We start from the raw sequence: 11907 nt of genomic DNA, 5'->3' as shown, positions 1-11907 counted from the left end.
CGCAGTCTAACGCGGCCACATCCGCGTACCCCGCGATCCCCGCCGACGCTCCACCCTCCGGCGTGATCCACATTCGGCATCGCCACACCGAGCGCTTCACGGTCGTCGGCAACCACCTCGCCCAGCACGCCGAGCTCTCCGCCGCCGCGATCGGCATCGCCGTCTACGTCCAGTCGCTCCCGGACGACGTCTCCGTGACCGCCAAAGCCCTCGCGCTCCACTTCAGCGAAGGCGAGACGACCATCCGCCGGGCCCTGAACGAACTGGAGCGCGCCGGATACATCGCCCGCCCCCGCATCCCCCTCGGCGGCGGCAGGTTCGCCACCCGCACGTTCTCGTACGACAAGCCCGGCTGCGTACCGGAGCCGAAGCCGAGGCCGAAACCGGCCTCCGCGCAGGCTCCCGCACCGAGCGGTCCCCAGGTGCAGCCCGAGCCCCAGCCCCCGGCCCGTCCAGAGCCGCCGCACCCTCCCACCGGCCCCGCCGCCGACCTCCTCGCCCGCCTCCGCCTCGCCGACCCCCGCCTGCTGCTCTCCGCCGGAGACGTCCAGCGCCTCGCGCCCGCCGTCGAGACCTGGCTCTCTCGCGCCGCGACACCCGCCCAGATCACCCGGACTCTGACCGCGAACCTCCCGCCCGAGCCCGTACCAATCCACCACCCGGCCCGGTTCCTGGAGTACCGGCTCAGAAACCTCCTCCCGCCGCCCCTCCCTACGGAGGAGTCACAGCCGCCCGGCCCCGCGCCCCTCGTCACCTGCGACGGCTGTGAGAGGGCCTTCCGCAGTCACGACCCGGACGCGTCCTGCGGGGATTGCCGAGAGGTCGCCGCCGCGTGAGTCAGGCCCCGTCCACGACCGCCAGGTGATGGCGCAGTTCGTCGGCCACCCGCGCCGCGTCGCCCGCACCCGGCAGGCGCCAGTCCGTCTCGATGCCCTGGTCAACGGCCGCCTCGCTGCTGAAGCGGATCAGATCGGGAGCGGGCAGGTGGTTGTCCCGCAGCCAGATCAGGAAGGGCGCGGCCTCACCGGCCGTCGTGTCGGCCAGCACCACGCAGTCCCGCCCGTGGACGGTGGCCGTGCCGTCGTATTCGGTGCCGTCGTCGGTGGCAGCCCAGAAGGAGAGGTACGGCTCGCCCTGGTGGGTGTGGTCCTGGCGGACCTTGTAGCGGGCCTCGGTGAACGACTGCCGCAGCGCTTCACCCAGGCCGGCGAGGTCCAGGGACCAGGCATGCGGCTGCCGCTCCGGCGCGTAGAAGAGAAAGGTGGTCCGGTCGTCGTCATCGGGCGTCACGAGTAAGTCCTTAGGAGAGGGGACGGTCAGGAGGAAGGCAAGGGGAACGGGGCGGCGACGAACCCCGCGTCACTTCACATAACGGGCCGTGCCAGGCACCTGCTGGAGGGCCATGAGCGTCTGCCAGTACGGCACGGAATCCTTGTCGTTGGTGACGATCTCCAGACCCCGGATCTGGTCGTGCTCGTTCATCGCCTGGCGGTACTTCTCGAGTTCACCCTCGTCCTTGCCGATGAGGACGTCCTTCTTGTTCCACTTCTTCGTCCCGTCCTCCTTGTACTCGTCCTCGATCTCGAACGTGGACTGGCGACGCCACGTGCTCTTCCGGCAGTCGTCGTCGGCGTCCTTGACGTACTTGGCGTCCACCATCATCCCGTCGGCGGGCCGCATGCCGTCCGCGCCGATCGCCGGCTTCTCGTAGTCGGCGGGCAGGGGGATGATCCGCTCGGGGTATCCGGCGATCCGCAGCTGGTAGGCGTTCTCCGGACTGGTGGCATCCGGCTTGCCCCCGAAGCCCGCCGGCTTCAGGCCGTTGACCCAGCTGACGAAGTCCTTCCGCTCCTCCGGCGTGAGCAACCGTGGCGGAGGTGCCGCGGCCGGCGGAATCGGATCCCGCCACGGGATGCCTGGATCGGGGTCCCGGTAGACCGCGGGCACGATCCCCGGCATCCCGCCGGTGTACGAGGCGAGGACGAGCGGCACAGGTGCCGGTACCGGCACCGGAACAGGGATCAGCGGAGGCAGGAACGGCAGACCCGGTGAGCTCGGACCCCTACCGCCGTCCTCCGGCAGCCGTACCCGCTTCTCGGCCGAGTCCAGGGCATGTCCCACCTCGCCCAGGCGCCGGATCCAGGGGTCGCCCAGGACCGCGTCGAGAAGGCCGCCGTCGAAGCCGTTCCCGCCGAACATCGGACTGTCCCAGGGCATGTCCATCGCGAAGAGGTCCAGCTTGTGCTGCCGGATCGCCGACTCGGCCGCTTCGACGTGCTCGGCGTATCGGTCGCAGGCCTTCGCGATCTCGTTGCAGGCGGCCACGAGGTTGGCGACGAGCGGCTCTTCCTCCTGGACCTGGCCGGGTGGGCAGGTCAGTCCGACGGATGTCTTGAAGTACGCCCGGAACGCGTCGGCGGCTTCACCCGAGTGCGCCTTGTCGGCCGTCATGGCCGATGCCTGGGCGTCCTCCAGGAACCGCAGCATCAGCCTGCCCCCACGGCGCCAGGACCCCGCCACCTCGCGCAGCTTCTCGGGTGATCCGCGGTAACGGTCGCTGCCGCCGCCGGGGGCGTACTGCTCGTACCACGCGGTCTCCCCGACCGCTTCCGGAAGTTCCCGGCCCAGGCCGAGGTAGTTCTCGGGGCAGCCCTCCCCGGGGTCGCCCATGCCGGCGGTCAGATCGGCCTGCCTGCCGAGGAGCGCGGCCACGACGGCGCTCTCCTGGGCCATGAATTCGCGGGCGTTGCGCATCAGCCCGCGGCTGGCCTCGCCGAGCACGTACGAGCTGGAGCCGATCTTGTCCAGCGTGGCGGCGGCCGCCGATCGATACACCTTCGCGAACGCGCGCCCCGCGTCGTCGTCCCCTGCCATCCCGCGCTGCCGGTCCAGCTCGTGGTACAGGGCGATGGCGGTGTCCCGAGCCCCCCGCATGGTGTCGGTCAGGCCCATCGCGCCCTTGATCATTCCTTCGGCGATGAACTTGAGGTGTGGTGCCAGTCCGCTCGTCACTTCGCCCCTCCCGTACCCCGCGTCGCGGGTGCGAACAATGGAACGTGCGACGACAGTTCTATCGCACGGCGACGACAACCGGGTCCGAAGGCAGTGGGCTGCGGTAACTTGGCCGGTGTGACTGCCCTGGCCATCGAAGAGGTCCGCCTCACCGCGTTCAAGAGCTTCCGGGACGAGAGATTCCCGCTCGCGCCGCTGACCGTCCTCATCGGGCGCAACAGCAGCGGCAAGTCGAACGCGCTCGACGGCCTCGAAGTGCTGTCCAGGCTCGCCCGGGGCGAGGACATCATCGAGGCCCTGGAGAGCCGGCGCAGCTCCTCCGGACCGGTGCGCGGCGGCCTCGCCGGGTGCGTGCCGCACGGGTCCGACCGGTTCTCCCTCGGTTGCACGGTGCGGACCGAGGACGGGCCACTGGACCTGGACGTGACGGTCCAGGTGGAGCCCGAGGTGCGGATCATCGACGAGCGGCTGACCAGGCGTACCGCCGAGGGGCTCCGAAAGATCCTCGTCAGCGGCCAGCCGAGCCCGTACTCCGGCGACATCCAGGCGTCCTGGCGCAACGGCAAGTCGGGAAGGGACCCCAGCGGTCCCTTCCGCGGATCCCGCCTGCTGACCTCCCAGCTCCCCGGTCGCGTCGCCGGCGACACCGAGGGAGAGGTGGAGACGATCTGGTGTGCCGAGGCCATGCTGGCCGCCCTCGTCGGGGTCTTCCACCTGGACCCGGTGCCGCACCTCATGCGCCAGTACGTCCAGTCCCGGGACAGCAGCCTCCGGCGTACCGCAGAGAACCTGTCGGCAGCCGTCGGCGGCATCCAGCGAACCCAGCCCGAGCTGTTCGAGACCCTGGTGCACCAGCTCCGGGACCTCGCCGACCACGACATCGAACGGCTGTCCGTCACCAGGTCCGAACTCGGCGATGTGATGCTCGCGCTCGACGAGGGCGCTCTCGGTCTGACCCCCGCCCGGGAGATGAGCGACGGAATGCTTCGCTTCCTCGCCATCACCACGGCGCTGCTCACCGGCGGCGGCGGGCTCGACCTCGGATCCTCGCCCTCCTCCATCTTCAAGGAGGGGACGTTCCTGATGCTGGTGGTCGAGGAGCTGGAGAACGGACTGCACCCCACCCAGGCGTCCCAGGTGCTCAAGCTCGTACGGGACGCGAGCACGGCCAATGGCACCCAGGTTCTCGTCACCACGCACAGCCCGGCGCTCCTCTCCGCTCTCGACAACACCGACCACGAAGGTGTCGTGGTGTGCTCCCGCGACCGGAAGACGGGCACGAGCAGACTCACTCGGCTCACCGAGCTCGACGGTTACCCCAAGGCGATGGCGGCCGGTTCGTTGGGGGACGTCGTCACCCAGGGGCGGCTCGACTTGGCCGGCCGGGCCGAGCGCGACTACAGCGAGTTCAACCGGCTCTTCGGGATCGGGTGAGGCATGGCCCGCCGAGTGGAATTCGTCGACACATCGATCCTGTGCAACCTCCTCGAGGTGCCGGGCAAATGCCAGGACCTGGAGAAGGTCAGGGAAGAACTACAGGGAAAGCTGGCGGCGCACGACTGCGACCTCCTGCTCCCGGTGACCGCCGTCATCGAGACTGGCAACCACATCGCGCAGCTGGCCGACGGGTTTCAGCGCCGCACCTGCGCGGAGAAGTTCGTCGCCGTGCTGCGCTTGGTCGTGGCGGGTGAGGCGCCGTGGGCGCTGAACGAAGTCGAGTGGAACGCGGCCCACCTCGACGCACTGATTGTGGGCGGCAGCTCGGGAATGAGCCTCGTGGACCATGCCGTCAACAGGGTCGGCTGTGGAGACGTCAACATCCTCATCGAGCGCGACCGCTACCTCGCCCGCACCTCCGGCGTGGATGCCACGGTCTGGACGCTCGACGGGGGACTGGCCGCGCACACCTGACGGAAATCCGCTCCGCCCCTGGTGGCCCGGGCGCTCCGGGCGCTGTGGCCGCAGATCCGGACCGGCGAGCTCCTCCTCGTATGGAGGCTCCTGGACGCTGAAGCGGTCCCGCCGCAGATGAGCGCGCAAGAGGCAGTGAGGAGGCGCTCGCCGCTCTGGTGCACGTGCTCCTTGAGCAGGCGCCGGCCGGGCCCGTTCCGATGAACTGACTGTCGGAGCAGGCCGTTAGCATCGGGACCGTGGCGGGTCGTCACGGTCCCGGCGACACAGCCGCACGATCGAACGGCCGGCACGGGGCCACGTACGAGGGATGAGAAGGGGACGCCGCGGATGCCGCCGACCAGGAACGCCGACGTGTCGCCCGGATCGCTGGAGCAGGACCTCCTCCAGCGGGTCCGTGAAGTGTCGCAGTCGTTCAGCCCCGCGACGTCCTACCAGGTCAGAGAGGAGCTGGGGGAACTCATCAGCCGTGACCTGCTGGGACCTTGGGGCGGCTCCGACGAGGAATTCGACTACCGGGCCGCCGGCCCCCGGGACCGCTATCTGGTGGGGCTCATCGGCCCCAAGCGGGCGCTGACCACCTCGCTCGCGGCTGCCGACACCCAGACCCTGGACGACTCCGATGGCGAGGGTGACGGTACCGACCAGGGACTTCCCGAACGGCTCACCACGCAGAATGCCGGGCGCATGTGGGCCTCCTCGATGGGCCTCATGTGCGCCGTACCGGCGGACGAGGGCGTGGACGCAATCTCCGTCAGGGCCCGCTGGGGCCGCTACCACCGTTCCCAGGTGCTGAACGACGAAGGTGTGGCGCGGTCGACATGGACGCGGGAGCAGGTCGAGGAGACCCGGGAGGTCCGGCTCGACGGCCCGGCCCGGCAGGTGCTGCCGCTGACCTCCGACGACCCGGCGGCGCCCGGAGTCCGTCTGCTCGCCGAGGTCCGGCACCGCCCAGGGCCCGCCGGACCCACCCGCGTCGTGGAGCTCGCCCTGGTCAACGCTCAGGAAGAGCCCCCGGCGGCCAAGGACACAGCCTGGCTGTTCCAGACGGAGCTGCACATCACGGCTCTGGACGGTGGCTCTCCCGTCTTCCTTCCGATCTCCGACCCTCTCGACGAGGCATCGCAGAGCGACGACGCCTGGGGGCTCGACGACCCTGAGGAGCAGCACCTCACGCTCCTCTACCGCGACCGCCTGAAGCACGCGGCCGGCCGCAACGTCGCCGTGGACGTCATACGCGAGGACGGCAATCGCCGGGCACACGTGCTCACCACGACCTGGCTTCCCACACACGACGTACCGGCCACGATCGCCCCGTCCGGGGAGCACGCGACACATCTGGACGGTCTCGAACTCTCCATGGACGAGCTCGCCCAGCTGCCACCAGCGGCACTGCGGGAGGCTCTCGCTCCGCTCGCGGACGGATACAGCGCGTGGCTCGACGAGCGTGAGTCCGAGGCCGAGCTGCTGCCGGGAGCCCTTCGGGACAGCGCCCTGAACGCTGTGCGACAAGCCCGGGACTCGTCCGTCCGCATCGCACTCGGCGTGGACCTGCTGTCGCACCCCGACCGTCCGGACGTCCTGGAGGCATTCCGCTTCGCCAACCGGGCCATGGCGCTCCAGCGGCGTCATACGGCCATCGCTGCCCTCCGCGAGCGGGAGGGCCTCGGCTTCGAGGCAGCCCGCGAACGGGTAGCGGAGCAGGGTCCGGAGGCCGCGTCCTGGCGCCCGTTCCAGCTGGCGTTCGTCCTGCTCAACCTGAGGGCACTCGCCAATCCCACCTCGGGCGAGCGGGAAGCCGCTCCCGGCGCCTTGGTCGACCTGCTGTTCTTCCCGACCGGTGGTGGCAAGACGGAGGCCTACCTGGGGCTCGCCGCCTTCACGTTCGCCATCCGCAGACTCCAGGGCACCATCGGCACAGGTGAGGACGCCCGCAGCGGCGACGCGGGCGTGGCCGTTCTGATGCGGTACACCTTGCGCCTGCTCACCGCCCAGCAGTTCCAGCGTGCCGCCGCGCTGGTCTGCGCCGCCGAGGTGCTGCGCCGTGAGGCGTACGACGGGGGCGACTACCGATGGGGCGCCACCCCCTTCCGTATCGGGCTGTGGGTCGGCGGAGCGGTCTCACCGAACCGCTACGAGGAAGCCGCGCAGCAGATCGCCGAGGCGAAGCAGGCGGGCAACGGGCGGGGCGCCAAGGTGCTCCAGACCCTCGCCTGCCCGTGGTGCGGCACGGCCCTGAGCGCCCAGGACGACCTGCACCCCGACGACGACCTGCGCCGGGTCCTCCTCTACTGCGCCAACGGCGAGGGCAAGGGCGCCTGCCCCTTCTCGAAGCGCCGCTCGCCCCGCGAGGGCCTGCCCATCCTCACCGTGGACGAGGAGATCTACCGGCTGGCGCCCAGCCTGCTGATCGCCACCGTGGACAAGCTCGCGCAGCTGCCGTGGCGCGGAGCGGCGGGCATGCTCTTCGGCCGGGTCACCGACCTCTGCCCGCGCCACGGTTACCGGCACGCTGATCTAGACGCCCGCACGAAGTGCGGCGAACGACACCACGCCAAGGGCAAGCTGGAGGCCGTCAAGAGCACGGAGGTGACCCGGCTACGCCCGCCGGACCTGATCATCCAGGACGAACTCCACCTGATCTCGGGTGCCCTGGGCACGACGGTCGGGCTCTTCGAGGCGGCGGTCGACGAGCTGTGCACGTGGCGCGCACCCGCCCCGGACGGTGGCCTTCGGCTCGTCGGGCCCAAGATCGTCGCCTCCACGGCGACCACCAAGCGCGCGGCGGAGCAGATCACAGGCGTCTTCGCGCGGAAGTCGGCGATCTTCCCGCCCCAGGTCATCGACATCGGTGACACGTTCTTCTCGCAGCAGGTCGAGCTCTCGGAGAAGGCTCCGGGCCGTCGCTATCTCGGCATCTGCGCCCACGGCGTCAGGATGAAGCAGGCCGAGATCAGGGTGGCGGAGATCCTCCTGCTGGCGGGCCAGACGCTGTTCGACGAGCACGGAGCCGTCGCCGACCCGTACATGACGCTCGTCGGCTACTTCAACGCCACCCGTGAACTGGCCGGTATGCGGCGCTTCCTGGACGACGATATCTCCACGCGCGTGCGCGTCCACGGTACTCGCAAGGGGCTCTCGAACCGCCTGCTCCGCCGGACCGAGATGCTCTCCGTCCAGGAGCTCACCTCCCGTATCTCCTCGGGCGACATCACAGAGGTGCTGGCCCGGCTGGACATCGGCTTCGATGAAGAGATGGATACGACGATCCGCCGCCAGGCGGTCGTCGAGGAACTGAAAGCGGCGGCGCAGCACAAGCAGCGTCTGGACGTCTCGAAGCTGGGCCTCCGCAACGAGGGGGCCGGCGCCGTGGACGCGGTGCTCGCCACCTCCATGCTCCAGGTCGGTGTGGACGTGTCCCGCTTCGGCCTGATGCTGGTGGTGGGCCAGCCCAAGAACACCGCCGAGTACATCCAGGCGTCCTCGCGTGTGGGCCGTGACGCCAAGCGCCCCGGACTCGTCGTCACGCTCTACAACTGGACCCGGCCACGGGACCTGGCACACTTCGAGAACTTCGGCCACTACCACGCCACCTTCTACCGGCAGGTCGAGGCTCTCTCCGTCACCCCGTTCGCGCGCCGCTCCCTGGACCGCACGACGGCGGCCGCCTGGATTGCCGCCGTGCGCAACGCGACCGCACCCCATTCCCGTAACCAGGACGCGTACGACGTCGACCTGGACGGCGCGATCGCGCAGAGCGTCACCGAGCGCTTCCTGGCCCGGGCCGATGTCGTGGGCGGCCCACGAGCCCGGGGCTACCTGGCCGAACGCATCGAGGTGCTCAAGGACGCCTGGGCACGCAAGAAGCAAGGCAGCGCCCGTCTCGGCTACGAAGAGGCCAAGTGGCAGGGGCAGCAGCTCAGCGGACTGCTCAACCGTGCGACAGGCGCCGGCTGGGACGAACTCACAGTCGCCCAGTCGATGCGTGAGACGGAGAACGAGATCAATCTGCTGCTGCCGGGCAGCGGTCTGTTCGACGTGGTCGGCGGAGCCCCGGACTGGAGCTACTCCGGCTCGGGCGGACCGGACGGCACCGGGTACGAGGAATCGCCCGAAGGAGACGAGACCGGCGCGGTACTGGACACCCGATCCGGAGCCGCCGGGCAGCACGGGAAGAAGGCCCAGGCATGACGGACCAGCCCCAGTACCGCCGACGCGTCGGCTCGGTGCGCCCCAGCCACCTGATGTTCACCGGTGGTGTCGGCGCGCTCGTCGACCTGCCCAACTTCGCCGTACTCGTTCGGGGAATCGACGACTGGAACTACGACTCCTTCGACTGGACGGAACTCAAGGAGCCTCGGCTGCTGCGGGCAGTCAACGGACTCCTCGGCGACCAGAACGGATCGCAGGTCACCCAGCTGCGGCCGGCCCCTTGGACGGACGGGACGGACTCCGACCCCAGTGGCCCCGCCGCAAGAGTGGGGGTGCCCGTTCTCCCGTTCCCGCAGTGGCTCCGCTGTACCGCCTGCAACGCGCTCGGCGGACTGGACTCGAAGATCTTCAAGTTCGAGAACTCCAAGCCGCGCCGTCCCGACCACGCCCGCTTCTTCCACGAGAACTGCACGGCCAAGCGCAAGGGCAAGCGTCCGCTCGCGGTGGCCGCTCGTTTCGTCCTGACCTGCTCCGACGGACATCTGGACGACTTTCCCTACACCTGGTTCGTGCACCGGGGAGGCGAGTGCGACAAGGCGAGTCACCCCCGTCTGGAGATGCTCGACCATGGCGGTAATCAGGCCGCCAACGTGAAGGTGCGCTGTGTGAACTGCGGCAAGGACCGCAACATCCGTGACGCCATGGGGCAGCGCGGCGAGTCCACCTTGCCGCGCTGCCGGGGCCGGCACCCTCACCTGGCGACGTTCGCCCCCCAGGGATGCCGTCAGTCCCCCAAGCCGCTGGTCATCGGAGCCTCCAATCAGTGGTTCGCGCAGACCCTCAGTGTGCTCGCCGTTCCCCCGACGAGCGGCAGCGCCCTCCAGGGCAAGGTCGAGCAGCTGTGGGGGGACCTCCAGGCAGCGACCTCTCCCGAGATCCTCAACGCCTTCTGGGGGCTCCAGCAGTTCCGCAATCTGCACCAGTGGAGCCAGTCCGAGGTATGGGAGGCGATCGAGGCACAGCGCTCGGGGGCCCAGGACACGCCAGGCGCGCAGCTTCCCTCGTACCCCGACCTCCTGACCCCCGAGTGGGAGATCTTCACGAGTCCGCAGGTACCCGAACCGACCGAGGACTTCGCACTCCACGATGTCCCCGTCCCTTCGGCTCTGAGCGGCATGTTCTCCCACGTGGTCCAGGCGGAGCGGCTGCGAGAGGTGCGCGCGCTCATCGGGTTCACCCGGCTCGACGCGCCGGATCCCGAGGATCCGACCCTCGTGGCCCGTGCCCCGCTGTCCCGTGCCCGGGTCCCCTCATGGGTGCCGGCCAGCGAGGTGCGTGGCGAGGGGATCTTCCTGCGCGTCGAGGACTCCCTGGTCGCCGACTGGGAACAGCGTGTCGCGGGATCCGCCGCTCTCGCGGCCCATCGCGACGCCTACGTCGAGTTCCGCCGCAATCGGTACTCGGGCCGGGTGCTGGATGCCGACGACCCTCTGCGCGGTTGGCCCGGGGCCCGCTACATCGCCCTGCACACCTTGTCGCACCTGCTGATCCGTGCGATCTCCCTGGAATGTGGCTACTCCTTGGCGAGCCTGTCCGAACGGATCTACGCCGGCCGTGAGGACGACCGGCGTACCGGCATCCTCATCTACACGGCGGTTCCGGACGCGGAGGGAACGCTGGGTGGCCTGGTCTCACTTGCCGAGCCGGAGAAGTTCGTACGGATCGTCCAGCGCGCGCTCAGGGACGCCCAGCGCTGTTCCTCCGACCCGCTCTGTGCCGACCGGCTGCCCCGCCCCCCGCACGAGGACTTCCTGCACGGCGCGGCCTGCCATGTCTGCCTCTTCGTCTCCGAGACGACATGTGAACGAGGGAACCGGTTCCTGGACCGTCGATTCGTCGTCCCCATCGACGACCCGGAACTCGTGCTTCTCCAGGGCCTCAAGTGAAGCCGGCGACTCTGCATCCGGCAGCCTCGCAAGCGCTGGCCGCGATAGGTGCCGAAGCACTCAGGACGCTGGCCGACGCCATGGCGTCGGGTCGCCCTCGGGCAGAGTTGCTGACGGCCCGTGCCTCGACGGGCTACATGGAGACAGCGGCCGCGGTCCTGGACGCCGCGGTAACCGATGGGGCGTCACCGCAGGAGGCAGCGGCATACCTGCACGGTCTTGCTGCGGGATATGAACTCAGAGCGCTGGAGCAGGACGTCGCCCTGGTGTGGAGCGGACCGTCGACCCATCGCGTCCCCGTGAGATCGACAGCTCGGGTGCTGCTCCAACTCGTCACGGAGGCGAGGGCCGAGCTGACCCTGATGACCTACTCGGCAAGACGCTACGCACCGCTGGAACAAGCCCTTCGGGCCGCGATCGCCCGGGGTGTCGTCGTCGACGTCGTCGTCGAGACCCTGCAAGGCGCGGGCAACGCCCTCACGGGAGTCGAGCCCGCAACGGCATTCGCCGATGTGACCGGGATCCGCCTCTGGCACTGGCCCACAGGCCGCAGAACCGAGAAAGGGTCCAAGACCCACGCCAAACTGGCGGTGGCCGACCGGCGCACGCTCCTGACGACGAGCGCGAACTTCACTCTCTCGGGAGTCGACCGCAACATAGAGGCAGGCGTGCTTATCACGGGTGGCTCCGCACCTGCGCGAGCGGCGGAACACGTGCAGGAGCTCCAGCGTCGGGGGGTGCTCGAGCGCTACTGGTGAACCTGGGGCCGTCCACTGTGAACAGCCCCAGACCTCATGGCAGAACGTCGCTTTCGCCGGTGACAAGTAGCCCGATGCGCTCTGTCAGACCCGACCTCCATGATTGAGGGCGTAAGTCGCATGAGACG

At 69.6% G+C, this 11907-nt stretch carries 8 protein-coding genes; 6 read left to right on the top strand and 2 right to left on the bottom strand.

The window, feature by feature from the left end; translation table 11 throughout:
- Positions 1-62 precede the first annotated feature (62 nt).
- On the top strand, positions 63-836 hold the full coding sequence (locus tag IE237_RS26190) for a helix-turn-helix domain-containing protein (protein ID WP_229842896.1): 774 nt from the start codon (positions 63-65) through the stop codon (positions 834-836).
- Between the two features lies 1 nt (position 837).
- Here the strand turns inward: IE237_RS26190 and IE237_RS26185 are convergent, their stop codons facing one another.
- Positions 838-1290: a hypothetical protein gene (locus IE237_RS26185; protein WP_189804581.1), complete on the bottom strand. Its 453-nt coding sequence runs from the start codon at positions 1288-1290 to the stop codon at positions 838-840.
- A 69-nt stretch (positions 1291-1359) separates the two neighbouring features.
- Positions 1360-3012, bottom strand: coding sequence for a restriction endonuclease fold toxin-2 domain-containing protein (locus IE237_RS26180; RefSeq protein WP_189804580.1), 1653 nt, complete (start codon positions 3010-3012; stop codon positions 1360-1362).
- A 117-nt stretch (positions 3013-3129) separates the two neighbouring features.
- On the opposite strand from IE237_RS26180, the gene IE237_RS26175 reads away from it, so the two are divergent.
- From IE237_RS26175 to drmC, 5 genes are all read left to right on the top strand, one after another.
- Positions 3130-4446: an AAA family ATPase gene (locus IE237_RS26175; protein ID WP_189804579.1), complete on the top strand. Its 1317-nt coding sequence runs from the start codon at positions 3130-3132 to the stop codon at positions 4444-4446.
- A 15-nt stretch (positions 4447-4461) separates the two neighbouring features.
- A complete protein-coding gene (locus IE237_RS26170; RefSeq protein ID WP_229842895.1) occupies positions 4462-4923 on the top strand; it encodes a hypothetical protein in 462 nt (153 codons plus the stop codon).
- A 330-nt stretch (positions 4924-5253) separates the two neighbouring features.
- Positions 5254-9114 carry a DISARM system helicase DrmA gene (gene drmA, locus IE237_RS26165; protein WP_189804577.1) on the top strand — a complete coding sequence of 1287 codons (3861 nt, stop codon included), beginning with the start codon at positions 5254-5256 and terminating at the stop codon, positions 9112-9114.
- Positions 9111-11021, top strand: a complete 1911-nt coding sequence (drmB, locus tag IE237_RS26160) for a DUF1998 domain-containing protein (RefSeq protein ID WP_189804576.1) — start codon at positions 9111-9113, stop codon at positions 11019-11021. Before drmA ends, drmB begins: the two co-directional genes overlap by 4 nt.
- The gene (drmC, locus tag IE237_RS26155; protein ID WP_189804575.1) at positions 11018-11779 is read left to right on the top strand and encodes a DISARM system phospholipase D-like protein DrmC; all 762 of its coding nucleotides are present in this window, start codon (positions 11018-11020) and stop codon (positions 11777-11779) included. Before drmB ends, drmC begins: the two co-directional genes overlap by 4 nt.
- The last annotated feature ends 128 nt before the right edge of the window (positions 11780-11907 follow it).

Origin of the sequence: Streptomyces tanashiensis, assembly GCF_014648895.1 — a bacterium.
Taxonomy (GTDB): Bacteria; Actinomycetota; Actinomycetes; order Streptomycetales; family Streptomycetaceae; genus Streptomyces; species Streptomyces tanashiensis.
Note: the sequence above shows the minus strand (reverse complement) of the source record. Positions and strands in the feature narration are given on the sequence as shown.

What these genes read in the sequence shown, in the direction of transcription:
- drmA (WP_189804577.1), top strand. Translation starts at nt 5,254, where the DNA reads ATGCCGCCGACCAGGAACGCCGACGTGTCGCCCGGATCGCTGGAGCAG.
- drmB (WP_189804576.1), top strand. Translation starts at nt 9,111, where the DNA reads ATGACGGACCAGCCCCAGTACCGCCGACGCGTCGGCTCGGTGCGCCCC.